Annotated in this window: 14 protein-coding genes and 1 pseudogene; 10 read left to right on the top strand and 5 right to left on the bottom strand. The window is 64.3% G+C overall.

What is annotated here, in order from left to right; translation table 11 throughout:
- Nucleotides 1-243 precede the first annotated feature (243 nt).
- The gene (gene thrB, locus LAJ19_RS13460) at nucleotides 244-1,209 is read left to right on the top strand and encodes a homoserine kinase (RefSeq protein WP_225476256.1); all 966 of its coding nucleotides are present in this window, start codon (nucleotides 244-246) and stop codon (nucleotides 1,207-1,209) included.
- 53 nt (nucleotides 1,210-1,262) lie between these two features.
- On the opposite strand, the gene LAJ19_RS13455 is transcribed toward thrB, so the two are convergent.
- Nucleotides 1,263-1,856, bottom strand: a complete 594-nt coding sequence (locus tag LAJ19_RS13455; protein WP_255639836.1) for an NAD-binding protein — start codon at nucleotides 1,854-1,856, stop codon at nucleotides 1,263-1,265.
- A gap of 28 nt (nucleotides 1,857-1,884) precedes the next feature.
- Complete coding sequence (locus LAJ19_RS13450; protein WP_225476254.1) at nucleotides 1,885-2,109, bottom strand: hypothetical protein; 225 nt, start codon at nucleotides 2,107-2,109, stop codon at nucleotides 1,885-1,887.
- Nucleotides 2,110-2,782: 673 nt separating this feature from the next.
- Between LAJ19_RS13450 and hsdR the strand changes: the two are divergent.
- The 3 genes and pseudogenes from hsdR (at nucleotide 2,783) to LAJ19_RS13430 (ending at nucleotide 9,740) form a co-directional block, all read left to right on the top strand.
- Nucleotides 2,783-5,137: pseudogene (hsdR, locus tag LAJ19_RS22100) on the top strand (EcoAI/FtnUII family type I restriction enzme subunit R).
- A gap of 665 nt (nucleotides 5,138-5,802) precedes the next feature.
- On the top strand, nucleotides 5,803-8,496 hold the full coding sequence (locus LAJ19_RS13435) for a DUF11 domain-containing protein (RefSeq protein ID WP_225476251.1): 2,694 nt from the start codon (nucleotides 5,803-5,805) through the stop codon (nucleotides 8,494-8,496).
- A 296-nt stretch (nucleotides 8,497-8,792) separates the two neighbouring features.
- Nucleotides 8,793-9,740, top strand: a complete 948-nt coding sequence (locus tag LAJ19_RS13430; RefSeq protein ID WP_225523273.1) for an IS4 family transposase — start codon at nucleotides 8,793-8,795, stop codon at nucleotides 9,738-9,740.
- A gap of 279 nt (nucleotides 9,741-10,019) precedes the next feature.
- Here the strand turns inward: LAJ19_RS13430 and LAJ19_RS13425 are convergent, their stop codons facing one another.
- Nucleotides 10,020-10,340, bottom strand: a complete 321-nt coding sequence (locus LAJ19_RS13425) for a helix-turn-helix domain-containing protein (protein WP_225476250.1) — start codon at nucleotides 10,338-10,340, stop codon at nucleotides 10,020-10,022.
- A 705-nt stretch (nucleotides 10,341-11,045) separates the two neighbouring features.
- Here LAJ19_RS13425 and LAJ19_RS13420 point away from each other — a divergent pair.
- Together LAJ19_RS13420 and LAJ19_RS13415 are read left to right on the top strand one after the other, a co-directional pair.
- Complete coding sequence (locus tag LAJ19_RS13420) at nucleotides 11,046-11,243, top strand: helix-turn-helix domain-containing protein (protein ID WP_225476249.1); 198 nt, start codon at nucleotides 11,046-11,048, stop codon at nucleotides 11,241-11,243.
- The gene (locus LAJ19_RS13415) at nucleotides 11,240-12,457 is read left to right on the top strand and encodes a tyrosine-type recombinase/integrase (protein ID WP_225476248.1); all 1,218 of its coding nucleotides are present in this window, start codon (nucleotides 11,240-11,242) and stop codon (nucleotides 12,455-12,457) included. The genes LAJ19_RS13420 and LAJ19_RS13415 overlap by 4 nt, the downstream gene beginning before the upstream one ends.
- Nucleotides 12,458-12,897: 440 nt before the next feature.
- Here LAJ19_RS13415 and LAJ19_RS13410 read toward each other — a convergent pair whose 3' ends face one another.
- Nucleotides 12,898-13,521, bottom strand: a complete 624-nt coding sequence (locus LAJ19_RS13410; RefSeq protein ID WP_225476247.1) for a hypothetical protein — start codon at nucleotides 13,519-13,521, stop codon at nucleotides 12,898-12,900.
- A gap of 54 nt (nucleotides 13,522-13,575) precedes the next feature.
- A complete protein-coding gene (locus LAJ19_RS13405) occupies nucleotides 13,576-13,743 on the bottom strand; it encodes a helix-turn-helix domain-containing protein (protein ID WP_225476246.1) in 168 nt (55 codons plus the stop codon).
- Between the two features lie 323 nt (nucleotides 13,744-14,066).
- Here LAJ19_RS13405 and LAJ19_RS13400 point away from each other — a divergent pair, with 323 nt between their 5' ends.
- From LAJ19_RS13400 to LAJ19_RS13385, 4 genes are all read left to right on the top strand, one after another.
- Nucleotides 14,067-14,639 (top strand): hypothetical protein, encoded by a 573-nt coding sequence (locus LAJ19_RS13400; RefSeq protein ID WP_225476245.1) that lies wholly within the window; start codon nucleotides 14,067-14,069, stop codon nucleotides 14,637-14,639.
- Between the two features lie 68 nt (nucleotides 14,640-14,707).
- Nucleotides 14,708-14,953 carry a hypothetical protein gene (locus LAJ19_RS13395; protein ID WP_225476244.1) on the top strand — a complete coding sequence of 82 codons (246 nt, stop codon included), beginning with the start codon at nucleotides 14,708-14,710 and terminating at the stop codon, nucleotides 14,951-14,953.
- A gap of 64 nt (nucleotides 14,954-15,017) precedes the next feature.
- Nucleotides 15,018-15,329 (top strand): hypothetical protein, encoded by a 312-nt coding sequence (locus tag LAJ19_RS13390; protein WP_225476243.1) that lies wholly within the window; start codon nucleotides 15,018-15,020, stop codon nucleotides 15,327-15,329.
- Nucleotides 15,330-15,443: 114 nt separating this feature from the next.
- Nucleotides 15,444-16,292, top strand: coding sequence for a helix-turn-helix domain-containing protein (locus tag LAJ19_RS13385; protein ID WP_225476242.1), 849 nt, complete (start codon nucleotides 15,444-15,446; stop codon nucleotides 16,290-16,292).
- Nucleotides 16,293-16,451 lie beyond the last annotated feature (159 nt).

Here is a 16,451-nt window from a genome sequence, read left to right as displayed (position 1 = left end):
GATGTCCCCCAAACTCGCGTTAAGGATGAGAGCGTCAAGTACCCTGTCTGGCACTCATCTCTGACCTGACCCATAAGACAGCTGGGAAGCCTGCCCCTTCATTTGTCTTACCCCGCCGCCCCCTGCAGGGGCACAGATGAGTAGCATGACGGGCATACGGAGGCCCCAGTTCATGCCCGGATTCCCGCACCCCTCTTCCCCCACCCCGCCTTTCTGCTCCTGGCCCGCCGACCTGGGGAGCCCGTGACCCCTTCAGGCTTCACGGTGCGCGCTCCGGCGAGCAGCGCGAACCTGGGGCCGGGCTTCGACAGCCTCGGCCTCAGCGTGCCGCTGTACACCACGCTGCGCGTCACGCCGCACCACCGAACGGAAGTGGTCCCACTCGGCCCAGAACTGGACTGCACCCCGGCCGACGAGACCAACTACGTGTACCGTGCCATGCAGCTGGCCGCACAGCGCGCAGCGCGGCCCCTGCCCCCGGCGCGTGTGGAGATCGAGACGGACGTACCCCTGGCCCGCGGTCTGGGCAGCAGCGCCGCAGCCCTGGTCGCCGGCATCGTGGCTGGCAATGAACTGCTGGGCCGCCCGCTGGACGACGAAACGGTGCTGGACGTCGCCGCGCGCGAGGAAGGCCACCCGGACAACGTTGCGCCCGCCCTGTTCGGTGGAATCGTGGTGGCCACGCTGGACAAGCTCGGCACGCACTACGTGCGCCTGGACCCGCCCGACCACCTGGGCGTGACCGTCCTAGTCCCGGATTTTGAGCTGAGCACAAGCAAGGCGCGTGCGGTGCTGCCCAAGGAATACAGCCGTGCGGACGCCGTACACGCCCTGTCCCATGCCGCGCTGCTGGCAGCGGCACTCGCCCAGGGCCGGCTGGACCTTCTTCGGCACGCGATGCAGGACTACATTCACCAGATCTGGCGGGCGCCACTCGTGCCAGGCCTGAGTGACATCCTGGAGGAAGCGCATCTGCACGGCGCATTGGGCGCCGCGCTGAGCGGCGCAGGCCCCACCGTCCTGTGCTTTCACGACACCCGCCAGGACACCGCCCGGCTGCACAGCTACCTGCACAGTGTGATGGCCCGCAATGGCCTGACCGGACGCGTGCTGGACCTTCCCATCGATCAGGCCGGCACGGTTGTGGAACGTCACGAGGCCGCAGCCGCAGGGCAGGAACACAGCCCGACGCGCCAGCCTTCGCCCTGACCGCCGCGCTGCAGAACTGGCCCACAGGGTGAACGGCAGCGCAACAAGCCTCGTCAGTGCTGCAACTTCCAGACCCAGAGGCCCACCCAGTGCCGATCGCGGCATGGTTCCAGCGAACAGAGGCAATGCAAGCGGCCCATCAGATTGCTTTGATCCGGCTGGAGCAAGTTGAGGGCGGCACGGTGAACCCACATGTCCGCCTGCCCAGATCCCACCGGGACGTCAGGGGCCAGGAGAAGAGGAAGCGCACTGTGCTGCCTTCGCTTTGAAGGCCCCCGGAAAGGCACAGGCCACCACCTGCTTCTCAGGCCGGTGATCGGCCACCTGGTCCGGCGGCTCTGGCACAACCCGCTGTCAGGGCTGCTGCCGGCTTCCCGGCCCTTGCAGGGCTGCGAACACGTGTTACCCATTGCCAGCCCCAGCTCGTACTCGCCGTACAGAACGTCACTGGCCCCCAGCCGGCGCAGGGCCTGCTGCGTGTGCTCGTCGTGGCTGCGGGCGGTGACATGCACGGCAGGGTTCAGTTCCCGCACCTGCTCCAGGATCAGCTGCGACTGCAGGCTGTCCGGCGTGACAATGACCACGACGCTGGCACCGCGCAGACCGGCGTGCAGGAGCACCTCAGTGCGGGCCGCGTCGCCGTACACAGCGGGGCGACCGGCCGCGCGGAGTTCCTCAATGCGGCGCTCGTCCTGCGGACAGCAGCTGCGACGCCGCGCGGGTGCGGCTGACGTCCAGCAGGGCCGCGGGTTGCGACAGCCAGTACACGTCAATGGCCTGAAAGCGCAGGGTGACCTTGCCTTCGGGCAGCTCACCCTGATAACCGCGCGCCGCCTGTTCCTCCAGGGCGTGTCGAATCAGGGCCTCAACATGGGAGTGGGATTTCTTTGCCCTTTTCACCAATATGCTGTCAGAAATGGCATTTTGCCCTTCTGGCCGAAAGTGAATTACGCAGATGGTCGCGGCAGCACAGGCGCCTCACCTGGGCTACGAAGGCTGGTTTTGAACGCCTTCCCCCCTCCGGCCCAGGCTGAATTCCCGCCCACCCTTTCAGGTCAATCCCCTGTAACTGGACCATCTGAGCGCCCTGCTGGCCCTCCCGCGAGCCCCCCACGAATCAAAGCTTCTACGAGTCGCCGCCCGGAGGCCTGCGGCTCTCCAGCACACCACCCTCTCGACAGCACCCGGCGACCGCGAATCAGGACGGCCAGAGCCGATCCTCTCAGCGGTACAGGCTGGCACCAGAACCGGTTCTCAGCGCAGGAGAAAACGAAAAAAGCTCCTCTGAGAGGAGCTTCTGTTGCTGGTCGAGGCGGCGAGATTTGAACTCACGACCCCTACCACCCCAAGGTCGCTCTGCTGGTCCCGCAATGTTACTTCCTCTTTGAAATCGACCTCCCTCACACATCGCTTCCCCCGATACCATCCTGATTGAGCATTTTTCAACTCGCTTCGTTGTTCTGCTGTAGCACACGCGTAGCACAGGATCGCCAGCAAAGGCTACCCCCCGAAGCCTTCCAGGACGAGCAAATCGACCACCGGGCACGGAAGGCTTCATGTACAGTCGCAGTACATGCCCACGGCAGCTGACACCTGCCGCACCTACGTCTTGCCCAAGCTGTACGAGGCCGGCTGGACGGATGAGCAGATCAAGGAGCAGCGTAGCTTCACCGATGGCCGCGTCCTCGTGCAGGGCCGCAACGCCAAGCGCGGCCGGCAGAAGCGCGTGGACTACCTGCTGCACACGAAGCGCGACTACGCGATTGCTGTGGTGGAAGCCAAGGCGGAGTACCTCTCCCCTGCGCAGGGGCTGCAGCAGGCCATCGACTACGCCGTCCTGCTGGACCTGCCCTTTGCGTACAGCACCAACGGGACTGGCATCGTTGAGCACGACCGGTTGACCGGGCAGGAGCGGGATCTGACAGAGTTTCCCACTCCGACTGAGCTCACCAACCGCTACCGCGCGCACCGTGGTCTGCCGCCTGAGATCGAAGACCTACTGGTCATCCCCTACCACCTCGGGGACCGCATCCCCCGCTACTACCAGACAATCGCCATCCAGCGGGCAGCGGAGGCCATCCTGCGCGGGGACCGCCGGCTGCTGCTGACGCTCACCACCGGGACCGGCAAGACCGAGATCGCTTTCCAGGTCGCCTGGAAGTTGTGGCAGGCCCGCTGGAATCTGGGCACGGACGATCGGCGCCCCCGCATCCTGTTTCTGGCGGACCGCAACATCCTCGTCGACGATCCCAAGGACAAGGCCTTCGCGCCGTTCGGTGACGCCCGCCACAAGATTGAGGGCGGCGCCGTCAACACCAGCCGCGACATCTACTTCGCGACATATCAGTCTCTCGCCGAGGACGAGCAGCGCCCTGGCCTCTACCGGCAGTACCACTCCGACTTCTTCGACCTGATCATCGTGGACGAGGCGCACCGGGGTTCTGCCAACGAGGAGAGCTCCTGGCGGGACATCCTCGAGTACTTCAGCGCCGCCACCCAGCTGGGTATGACGGCCACGCCCCTGCGGGAGGACACCCGCGATACGTATGCCTACTACGGGCAGCCCATCTACGAGTACAGCCTCGCGCAGGGGATTCAGGACGGCTTCCTCGCCCCGAATCAGGTGCGCCGCATCGTCACAGACGTGGACGCAGTCGGGTGGCGGCCCGAGCCCGGCCAGCGGGACGCACACGGTCGGGAGATTCCCGACGGCGAGTACGGCACTCGCGACTTCGAGGCGACGGTCTCTCTGCTGGACCGCACCGAGACCGTCGCCCGTCATCTCGTGTCCTACATGAAGGCCACCGACGTCATGGCCAAGACCATCGTCTTCTGTCACGGCCAGGCGCACGCGCTGGACATGCGGAGCGCCCTGGCCCGGCTGCTGCCCGAGCAGATGCGGGAGCATCCCGACTACGTCGTCCGTGTGGTTGCCGACGAGGGCGACATCGGGAAGGGCCACCTCGCGAACTTCTAGGACGTCGAAAAGGATAGCCCGGTCATCCTGACCAGTTCCAAGCTGCTCTCGACGGGTGTGAACGCCCCCATGGTCAAGAACGTGGTGCTGTTCCGCGTGGTCGGCACCATGGCCGAGTTCAAGCAGATCATCGGCCGGGGCACCCGCGTCCGCGAGGACTACGGCAAACTGTTCTTCACCATCCTCAACTACACCGGCACCGCCACGCAGAAGTTCGCCGACCCGGAGTTCGACGGCCCACCCATCAGCACCACCGAGATCACCCTGGGCGCCGACGGCACCCCCGAACAGGAGACCATCCAGGAAGGCGACCAGGGCGAGGACACCCACCCGCCGCGCGACCGCACGAGCGATGACGACGACTGGCAGGAACCCCGCAAATTCGTGGTCCGCAGCGGCGTGCAGGTGCAGGTGCTCCACGAGACCGTTCAGGAACTCGACGAGCACGGCAGGCAACTCCGCACCGTGGAGTTCACCTCCTACGCCGCCGAGCAGGTCCGCAGCATGTACGTCAGCGCGGACGACTTCCGCCACCACTGGGTGGACGCCCGCCAACGGCAGGCCATCGTGCAAGCCCTCGAAGAACGCGGGGTGGCGCTGGAGCACCTGGAGCAGGTCATGGGCCTGGAGGACAGCGACCCCTTCGATCTGCTCTGCCACCTTGCCTTCGGCGCCCCGCTACTCACCCGCAAGCAGCGCGTCGAGGCGGCGCGGCGCCAGCAGGACGCGCACGTCACCTATGGCCCGCTGGCCCGAACGATCCTCGATCAGCTGCCGGATCAGTACGCCCAGCACGGCATCCATGAACTGGGTGGCGCGGACGTATTCAAGGTCCTTCCAGCCACGCGCCACATGAACATTCAGGAGATCGGGCGGGCCTTCGGTGGCCTGCCGAAGCTGCGGCAACTGCTGGACGACCTGCCCAGCATCATCTATGCTCGCAGCGCCTGAAGATCTTCAGTCCCAGTAGCCGATGTCGGCGCGGTTCCAGGCGCTCGTCTGACGGAGCTCGGCCATGGAGGCGGCGTAAGCTCGCATGCTCTCGCGGGCTCTGCCAGCCCAGGATCTGGCGCCGCCGTCACTTCTCCAGCGCCACGCCACTGGTACTCGGCGGGACGCACGCCGTGCTTCAAGCGGTTGGCAGTCTTACGCCCAGCCTTCTTGACGGTGTGCACCACAGCCTGAGTCTTCACGGCCGCCTTCTTCGCCGATGTCTTCGAGATAGTCGGCACGGGCACCACTCTCTGCGGCACTACGTTCTGCTTCTCCTGCTTCGGCTTCGACTTCTTGGGCTGCGACTGTACACGAACCTGCTGGCGCAGCACACCCATGTTCGTGCACTCGAACCCGGCAGGGAGCACACCACGCACGTACCATGAATTTGGTTGAAAACGATTAATCTCATTTCATTTGAGTTGGCGAATATGGCCATCTGACCGTTAGAAGTGAATTATTGCTAAATCTCTATTGAACCCCTCATGTGCTCCGGACTCATAGAGAGTGTCGGTTTGAATGGATAAATGAGGGAGTCAACCGCATTCTTCGCCGCAAATTATCTGCAACATACTGATCTCACCGATAAGATCGGGTGGTTGATTCTCACTATGGAGGCATTCATGAAGAATCAGATGAAACTCGGTATCGCGGCCCTCACCAGTGTTCTGCTCCTCGCCTCCTGTGGAGGGGGCACAGCCCCCACGCCCACCACTCCCGTCGTGACGACCGGCAGCGTCAACGTTCCGCCCAACCCCAACGGCTACACCCTGACCATCCGTGACGCGAGCGGTAACGTCATCCCCGCCACCAGCTACACCAAACTGGCACCCGGGAACTACACCGCCACCTACAGCAAGGACGGCTTCCAGCCCAGCACCCAGAGCTTCACGATCACGGCTGGCGGTAGCAGCAACCTCGCCTACCCCACCCTCGTCGCCAACACCGTGTCCGGCGCTTACTACATGGACGCCAACGGCAAGATGGTCGCCATCACCAAGGATGACCTGAACAACGCTGGCACCAAATTCGTGTTCTATGCCTGGCTGGAAAACGAGACGGCCGGTGTCGATCCCGCCAACCTCGGCGTGACTGCCCCCACCGCCGGTGAGCAGGATGAAGTCGCGCCCCTGAACAGCCAAAATGTCGCGGGCGGCTTCGTGGGCTATAAGGCCGCTGACGGCAAGGTGTACCCCATCATCGGCGCGAACGTCCGCTGGGACATCCTCGAGCAGACCGGCAACGTCCGCTTCTCCGCGGCGGACGACGGCGGCCAGCCTTCCGGCGCGCCCATCACCGGCCAGGATATCAACGACAATGCCCTGAGTGCCAACACCTACACCAACAGCGCCACCGGCACGAACGTCCGCTTCCCCAGCAGCACGCAGTACCCCCTGTACAACGTGACCGGCGTCAACACCCCGGACACCAACGGCTTCACCTGGACGGCCCTGAACCACGATCCCGCCGTCACCACCCAGGCCACCGCCCGGGTCCGCGCCGTGGCGTACGTGAACGGCACGGAAATCACCAAGCAGTTCCTGAACAAAACCTTCGCGCCCAGCGCCCGCCTGACCATCACCAAGACCCCCGACGACAACCGCGCCGGTCTCAACCAGGCGCGTGACTTCACCATCACCGTGTCCAACACCGGCGCGGGCCCCGCCACGAACATCCGCCTGAACGATGTCCTGCGCTCCGGGAATGCGGCCGCCTACAGCATCACCGCGCCCACTGGCACCACTGCGAACGCCACCGACGGCTTCGACGCCACCTTCGATCTCGCCCCGGGCGCCAGCCGCACGTTCACGTTCCCCGCGCAGGCCAGTGCCGTCGGCGTGTACTGCGACGTGGCGACCATCGTCTCCTACACCAACGGCGCGTTCGGGAACGTCACCCCCACCCTCAGCGACGAGGCCTGCCTCACCGTCACCGCGCCCACCCTGAACATCGTCAAGACACTCGGTACGGTCGACAACGCCGGCACGTTCACGCCCATCGCCAGCGGCGTGACTGTCGCGCCGAACGCCCCGGTGTACGCCCGCATCACCGTCAGCAACAACGGCAACGCCGACGCCACCAACGTGGTCGTGACCGACTCCCTCGCGCAGAACACCGTGGCGGCCAACTACGCCCTGAACGGCAACGTCACGGCGGCCCCGCAGACCGTGGCCGTCACGAAGAACGGTGATGACGGCTTCACCACCGCCGCCTTCAACCTCGCCGCTGGCGCTTCGCAGACCTTCACGTTCGCCGCCGCCGGCAGCTTCAACGGCACGTACTGCGACCAGGGGACCTTCACCGCCACGAGCAACAACGGCGCGGCCCTGACCGGCAACTCCGACATTCCCTGCTTCAAGGTGGCGTCCCCGAACCTGGCCATCACCAAGGTCAACAACCAGATCGCCGGTCAGCCTCCCATTAACCAGCTCACGCCCGGCAGCAGCTACCAGAGCGTTATCACCGTCACCAACAACGGCTCGGCCGCCGCGACGGACGTGGCCGTCAGAGACCTCCTCGGCAACCTGAACAACGTGTACATGAACTACGGCAGCGGCAGCTACGTGCTGTCCGGCACCTCGCAGACGGGTGGGGTCACCTACGACGCCGCGACCCGCACGGTCAGCACCGTTCCGGCCACCCTGACCTTGAACCCTGGTCAGAGCCTGACGCTCACTCTGACGAGTACCGTGGCAGCCGGCACGCCTCGCGGCGACTACTGCGACATCGGCAGCTACGCCAGCACCAACGGCGGCACCGCTCAGGCGCGCGCCTGCGTGACCGTGACCTCGTTCATCTCCGAGCAGACCCAGCTGACCGATACGGTCGACCCGATTCGTGCAGGTGACACCACGGGGACCATCCTGGCCAGCGCGGCCAGCGTCGAGCCGTCCAGCAACGAAGGCGCTACCAACAACGTCCTGATCTACAACTTCGGCACCACTGACCCCATCCAGCAGACCCCCGGGATCTTCAACTACGCCAACACCCAGGTGTACTACGATCCCACGCCGACCCGCGACCCGCAGACCGGTGCGATCACCAGCGACTACACCAACAGCACCAGCACCCTGCTGACCGCTGGCAACCAGTACACTGCCAGCGCCGCCAGCGGCACCGGTCAGCAAACCCTGACGTTCACCTCCACCTTCCGGGTCGCCCCCGGTGCGGTGATCTGGGTGCGCACGCAGGTCACCGCGCCCGCCGGCGCCACCGCCCGCCAGTACTTCGAAACCATGCGCTGGAACAACACGGCCGAGAGCAGCGGTCAGGCCCAGACGAACTTCAAGTCTGAATCCACCACCGTCGTTCCCTGATCTATTCTGAACGCAGTCGCCCCTCTGGTCATCGGAGGGGCGTTCGCTTACTAGTCCACTGTCCAATTCTTCAGTACCGGACAACTTCAGGTTGAGGCTGTACTGGACAGGAAATCCCTGAACGTGTGACTGGGTGCGGACAGGCACGACAAACGGCGGTGTTCTGGGGTGTGTGACGACACCAAAACCCGCCGATCTCCAGCGTACCGAACTTACCCAACACTTCAAAGCCTGCGTTCCCTACCTCCGTAACGACACGCTGCAGCGTGTCGTAGACATCGTCCTGGCCATGGTCACTGCCAGACCAGAGTGACCTTTGCGCTCACCTCCCGGGGGGCAGCTCCACCGAAGCGAAGAAACGCCGGGTGGAACGAGGATGCCGGGACCCGCAACTGACCGAGCCCGTCTTCCTCGCCTTCCTGCTGGCCCTGCTGCCCCCAGGGAAGCTGCTGCTCAGCCTGGACCGCACAACGTGGGAACGAGGAGACACGCCCCTGAACCTCCTGGTCCTCGGCGTCGTGCTGCACGGGTACACGATTCCTCTCGTGTGGACCGCTCTGGATCACGACGGGAACAGCAGCACGGTGAAGCGCATTCAGCTTGTCTCGAGACTCCTGAAGGCCCTTCCAGCGTCCCGCTGGAAGGGCCTGGTCGCCAACCGGGAGTTCATCGGCGGGGAGTGGTTCCATTTCCTGAAACGCAAGGGAATCAAGCGGGCCATCCGCATCCGGAAGAACGCTGTCGTCGACGAATTGCGCGTGGATGAGTGGTTCGGTGACCTGAAGATCGGGCAAGTCCGGTGCCTGGCGGAGAGAGCCAACGTCTACGGCGAGGTCATGCAGGTCGTGGCCACCAGGTCCCCCGCGGGGGACCTGGTGGCGATTGCCACGGATTTCAACGTCTGGGACACGTGCGTTCTGTACCGGGCGCGCTGGTCGGTGGAGTGCACATTCGCCAGCCTCAAGGTCCGGGGGTTCGACCTGGAGCGCACCGGCATCACTCGCCCCGACCGACTGGAACGCCTGTTCGGGCTGGTCATCCTGGCCTGGGTCAGCTGCCTGCGGGTGGGCGTGTGGCTCCAGGCGCAGGTCCCAGTCAAAGTGAAGGCTCATGGCCGCTCGGCCATGAGCCTCGTGCGATATGGCGCGGAGCGGCTCTGCAATGCCTTGCGTTGGGCGCTGCCCGAGTTACCCGAGCTGATCAGACAGCTGAGCACGCCGTTTCACACGCCAAGCGCAGCTTGAAGTCAAGTTGTCCGGTACTCAGAAAGTCCCCCAAAGCTCCATCATGTCCAAATGGTGACGCAGCAGATTCAAACAGCCAAACTTTGAGGGACCGTTCAACCCTGATTATCAGGGTGCGGCTAAACCGTAAAAGCATCTCCGTCAACTGACTGGCATCCAGATAAGGGATTTCTTTTAAACGAGGGCTGACGAACAACTGTGAGCCCGTCCCTTGCCTGCCCTCGCTGGGTCAACACTTCAGCGTTCGCGTTTCCCCCCCCAACAGTAACCTCACGATGATCACCATTCCAGGTCACCCGCTGGCTCAGCAGGGGACAGAGTATCTGGAACGTATTCCAGGACGTCAGTGAGGCTGACGGGTGCTCCCGTCAGCTTCTGCAGGCCGTCAAGCACCAGGGCCAGGGTGGGCAGGTCGACCCGTGTGGGCTCGGCGCCGCGCCGGGCAATGCGGTAGATGGTGTTCATCCGGGTGATCCCAGTAGCCTTTCCCAGCGCATAAGCGGTGAGGTTTTTTTCTTCGAGAAAGTCAGCCAGCCGCCAGCGCACCATCGACATAAACAGCATTGTGCTGCATTCATCAATCGGAAATATCCCTTTCACTACCCGAATTGCTACTTACCGGAATTTCGCTTAGTGATAATATAATTGGCAGAGAGGGCTGGGGCCTAGGAAACCAGAGCCCTCTCTGAATCCAATTTCGAGGTGGATCACGTGGAACATACCACCGCATAGGGGTCCCGGATATCGTGTCTCTTAGAGAACCTCACAAAGGTCCCTAGTCCGCTATCCAGTGCTTTCTGTCGGATGGGCCACCATGGTATGCACATGATGCTGAGCCGGATGATTCGTCAGAGTGAGCTGAACAGTGGACTAGTGCGGCTGCACGCTAGCTATGACCACTACACCATGTCTACTGTGCAGGCATCGCCGCAAATGAGCCATCAATCTCCAGCTTCCTGACGTCCAGTCATGGCTTTGCAGTAGTAGCCAGAACAGGAACAGGTCCACCCTCGGTAGTTACGCAGGGGCCTTGCAACGGCCCAGCACTCGGCCCCCTACTGGCACCTCTTCGCTGAGCAGTCAGCGATTCTACTGGCCTCCATGAACATAACGGGTTGCCTCAGCGTTCCCCGCGGGGAACGACGGTCCACCATCCTAAGCAGCACGGCTCACCGAGCAGTTCGACGAACGGCCGCCAGGGTCAATTGCTGATGCCCGACCTTCCTCCGATCATTCCCGCGTTGTCCTACTACCTCCCGATGCGGCACAGAACTGCACGTGACTGAGGACACCAGGAGGAGTTCCATGCAAACCACCCCCCCCATTGTACCTGAGCTACTGAGCGCCAACCAGACGGCTCAAATGCTGAACATCGGCCGTAACCACGTGTACGAACTGGCGCACAGCGGCGTCCTGCCCGTCATCCGCCTGGGTAAGAAAATGCTCTTTCCTAGGCGTGCGCTCCTGAACTGGATCGACACTCAGGTGCAGATACACGGATGACCCGCAGAAAGCCCACCATGACAGGAGTGTCGGCCTTCGGAGAGCCGGCACACACCGCCCGCCGCCGCACCCGTGGCAACGGCGATGGCGGCATCTACCAGTTGCCCGACGGCCGCTACCGGTGGCAGGCGACCCTGGGCCGGGACGATAAGGGCAAGCAGATCCGGCGCAGTGGGACGGCCCCCACCAAGCGAGAAGCCAGCCGGGCCCTGACGGAGGTCCTGGCTGCCCAGCGGAAAGGGCTCCTCAGCCTGCCGGACGCCACGACGCTGGGCGAGTGGCTGGACCTGTGGCTGGCCCGCCGCAAGCCACAGGTCGCTCCTGGGACGCATGAGCAGTACACCTTCCGCCTGAAGCATGTGCCGTCGCGCCTGAGGCGGGTGCGCCTGCAGGATCTCCGGCGCACGCACATCCGGCAGCTGGCGGCTGACCTGATGGCGAAGTCGCTGTCCGTCAGCACCGCCCGCAAGGTCATGGCCCATCTGCGCGCCGCACTGGACGAAGCCATCGAAGAGGAGGTGCTGGTGATCAACCCCGCCCAGGGCGTTCGCATCACCATGACCGTCGCGGAGCGCAGCCGACAGACACGCAAGGCGCTGACCACCAGCGAACTGCGTGTCTTCCTGCGAGCAGCGCACGGGGACGCCCTGTATCCCTTCTTCTACACCCTCTTCTCGCTGGGCCTGCGCCGTGGCGAGGGTCTCGGCCTCCGCTGGCAGGACATCGACCTCGCATCCGGCGAGATCCGCATTGAGCAGCAGGTGAAGATTGAGGCCAACCGGGCGGTCATCGGAGCGCTGAAGACCGCTGGCTCCCGGCGCCGCCTGTATGCCAGCCCGGATCTCCTGGAGATCCTGCACGCACAGGCAGCCCACCAGCAGGCCGATAGGGAGCTGGCAGGTGACGCCTGGGTCGAGACTGGCCTGGTCTTCACTACGGCGATTGGCACTGCCGTGCACCCCAGGAACGTCAACAGGGCCATCTACGCCATCTGTGATGCGGCTGAGTTGCCCCACTTCAGCTCGCACACCGCCCGCCATACGCACATCACCCAGCGCCTCCGGGCGGGCGAGAAGGTGGAAGTTGTTGCTGCCGTCGCCGGTCACGCCAGTCCGTCGATCACCCTCGACATTTACCGGCACGTCACGGACGACGAGAAGCGGGTCTCCACGTTCAGCCTGCGCGATCAGCTCGCCACCCCTTCCGTGAAGTGACGTTCCCAGCACCCCGGCGACCCGAGCAGTGCGGCAGGTCGCCGGCTTCCTGTCAGTTCGCCACGATGAGTCGTGGCTTCCCGCCTGATCGGCCCGCCACGTTCCCCGCGGGGAACGCGCGCGACTGTCCTCCCAGGAACGTCCTGACAGCCCGGCGGCAAGAGGTCGGCTCGCGTCGGAGGCCGGAGTCTGGTGTGGCGTGCACGTACAGGCACACGAACTCCTTACGCGTGTCAGAGACCCCTTATGCCATCTCCTGGCACGACTGCCGACCACCGCTTACGCTTGGCCCGACCATGCTGGGGACAGCCAGAGCCAGGTCGTATGCAGGAAGGTGGTGGTAGACCGACCAACTCCGCACTGCGGCTTGGTCGGTCTACCACCACCTCTTCGAGACAGCCAGGCTCTGGGGTAACGGGAGGGCTATAACACGTAGGGTATTAGGACCGCCGCCCGAGGCCGTGGTGATGACGGAACCGCATTCGCTCCCCACCGCCAACGGGCCGGGTGACGAAGTCATTGATGGCGGCCATCCGCTGCTCATCAAACTGCTGCGGCGTCCATGTCGACAGGTCTTTCGGTCGACGTCCGCAGGCCCGCGCGTCGGCTGGTTTACAGAGGTAACGCGCGGTCTCGAGATCATTCTCGACCACCTTGTAGTGCACGAAATCCATGAGATTGGCATCGGCAGCGATAACGGCGTGGACGTGGGTACCGCCGTCCCGACCACGCTCTAGCTTCCAGATGTACTCGTTCACGTCCTGGCGCCGGAAGTGAGCATCCACGATCTTCTGCGCTCTCGCGATCGTGCGCTTGCTGTAAAGGGGTAGATGGTCCAGTTCCCTGAGGTCGAGCGTACCCATGACGAGGGTGTCGCAACCTGACACCGCCTTCAGCCGCTCCATCCACTCAAGTAGGCTCTGCGCAGCACTGTTCCGGCCTCTGGTGGTGTCCTTCAGAGCGTCGGGGAGGTAATTGCCGTGCTGATCGAGGTACGCGGCTGCTTCAGGGTAGGCCGAGCGGTACTGCTCGACACAGTCGGGAGTGATTCGCGTGGAGTCCATGACTGGAGCCCTGAGTCCTTGTCCCGCCAGGTGGACCGTGGCGGGTCAAGTCCCTTAGCGCTGTCTCCGCAGACGCACGAAGACCGCGAGGTCTTCAGCCGCGATCCGCCAGGAGCGGCCCAGCTTGGAGGCGGGCAGCGCCCCGCTGTAGATGAAGTGGAGCACCGTGGAGCGCGAGAGGCGCAGGGCGGCTTGGGTTTCCTTCAGGGTCAGCAGGTGCATATGCGAGCGATCTTCGTCCACCGATCGGGCAACGTCAGACGTTGATAGACGAAGCTGGCGGCTGTTGCTTGCTGCGCAAAGACATCTGCAGATGCGCCCCGCCTCCTCCCTCGGGCATTCAGGCCCGACAGGTAGTTGCAATCGGTGGAAAACACCTGCCCATCCCCGAGAGCCCGCGCTCCGACCTTCTGCAAATAACTGTCGCCACGTCCACCAAGCCTTCTTATCACTTGACGTAATCCCGCCTAATGGTAATATCCTCACCTGGATGGAGGGGCCTAGGAATCCAGAGCCATCCCAGAATCCAAACTGAGGTGCATCACATGAGCAATAACCGCAAGACGTTTCGACCCATTCCACTTGAAGAGCAGACCCTGCTTCATACGGTCACGGTCTGGCAGACCTGCCGCATCCTGGATGATCTGGCCACGCATCTTCTCGACAGCACCTTTCCCGGCTGGGCCCAACAGGCCGAACCTGCCGCCCGCATGAATTGGACCGCCATGTGCCGTGATCTGCTCGTTGATACCGGCGAGCTCGTACAGGCCATCTGGACCACCCTCGAGGCCGGCGGCACAATGCGAATGTTTACCCGACCGCTGCCAACCCATACCGACCTCATCCTGGATTTCGTGAACGCCACTGGGCAGCAGAACGTCCAGCTCCACCTGCTCGAAGTGGTTCAAGCGGAGCTGAACCGAGAACGGACGTTGGGTAAGGGCGACGATGCCTACACCTTCCGGCTGCTGGATCTCCTGCGTGAGGAGTACACCGAATCCGAGGCTGACTACGGCGCACCTTCACGGCAGGGTGTCGGTGAGATCGCACAGATGCTGAGTCTCTCCTGGGCCCCCAATCTCAAGGCGGCTCTCCGGCAACCCGACGTGCACACCTGAGACAACCAGCGAGTCAGCATTCCCCGCGGGGAACGTGGCGGGTCTGGGTGCAGCCGCCCGGACCCGTTTTGCATCCCGCCTGGCGCCTGACCGTGCGCCGGGCGGGCCAGCCGCCCCAGAGTTACCGGTTCCGGCGGCCCGAAGCCGCCGAGGAGATTGTTCGCGGCCTGCGCCTGACCTGCGCGCCGCCCGCGCCGCACGAGGTCGACGCCCTGCGCGAAGAAGGGCGGATCCTCAAACGGCCCGGCTGGACGCTGGAATACGCGCCGGCCTCCCAGGACGAGCTGCTCACCCTGCCGCCGAGCGGCTTGTGAAGTGGCGGCACAAGCCGCGCGCGGCACGTTCCCGGTGCCCGCTTCGTGCCGCACGGTGACCCCCATGAACGCGAGACCGCTGCTTCAGACCTCGCGTCACCATCTGAAGTGGGACATGCGCGGCCTCGTGGCCCTGCTCGAAGACCTCAGAGAGGCGACGTTCGAGGAACTCCTCACGCACACCCCCCAGGGTGAACACGCCCTGCGCCACCTGCTCAAGAAAGCCAAGAAGCTGGGCCTGATCCAGATTCCCGTCGTGCGCGACGACAAGCAGCGCTTTCAGAAAAGCAAGTACCGCCTGACCGACTTCGCGCTCAAAGGCGCGCCGCTCACGGCCGCCGACTACGGCGAGGACGATCAGGACGCCGCTGCCTGAGCCGCCCCCGCGCCTGAACCCCAGCCCCTGCGCCCGGCTGGGGTTTTTTCGCCCCGCCCGCTGGGCGCCGTTCGGGCGCTGGGTGCTGCCCGGCGCCCCAAGGAGGTTACTTCCATGAGTGAGATCAGACCCAGGCATTCGTCCTGGCAGACCGGCATGTTCGTCCACCTGGACGTGGACCGCAACGACCTCGACCCCTACGAATTCCGGGTGTACGCCCACCTGTGCTGCCGCGCCAACGAGGAGCTGCGGACGTGGGTCAAGCAGCAGACCATCGCCGTGCTCACCGGCATCAGCCCGCGCAAGGTTCGGGACGCCCTGCAGACCCTCGAAGACCGCGGGTGGATCCAGCGCGAGCCCCGCTACCGCGAGGACGGCTCCCGCGCCACCGACAACATCCTGGTGCTGGGTCCACCCAGTCGCCCGGCGCGCTACGAACCGCTCCCAGAGGAGCTTCAGCGTCTCAAGCCGGCGCGCGAGTCTGCGCCAGCGGCACCACATGCCGGGGGGGCTAACCGGCACCACGTGCCGGGGGTACCGGCACCACATGCCGGGGGGCCCGGCACCACGTGCCTAGCTGAAGTAATACCAAGTGAAGTAGAACCAAGTGAAGTACAAAAAGATTCCGAGCTGCGCTCGGTCCCCCGCGCGGGCGAGGGTGGACGGGTCAAACTGAAACCCAAGGTCCGCAGCGTGAAGGCCGAGCCTCCAGCGCCGGAACCCGAGGGCCCTGCACCCAAGGCGCCGGAGCGCAACGCGGCGTTCGACGCGGCGGCCCGCTTCATCGTGGGCAGCGAGGACCCGCAGGCGCTCTCGGCGGCGGGCAGTCAGGCCGGCAAGGTGGTCAAGCACCTCAAGGCGCACGGCGTCACGGCCCCCGAGGAGATCACCCGCGTCGGCCGCTTCATCCGCGACGAGTGCTTCGTGTCGCCCGGGGTCATCAAGTACGACTCGTGGGAGTAATGGCTGCCTGGGTCAGCAGGTCGTCAAAGAGGGTCAGGTAATGATGCGCTACACCTGGGAGTATCAACTGCTGCTTTAAGAGCTCACGGGGGTGCCAGCACCAGCCCAGGGCAAAGCAGCTCTTAGACTGTACTGCCGCAAAGTGATGTGAACCTGAGG

It is taken from the genome of Deinococcus taeanensis (assembly GCF_020229735.1).
Taxonomy (GTDB): domain Bacteria; phylum Deinococcota; class Deinococci; order Deinococcales; family Deinococcaceae; genus Deinococcus; species Deinococcus taeanensis.
The sequence above is the reverse complement of the archived record's forward strand: the minus strand, read 5'-3'. Positions and strand labels throughout refer to the sequence as shown.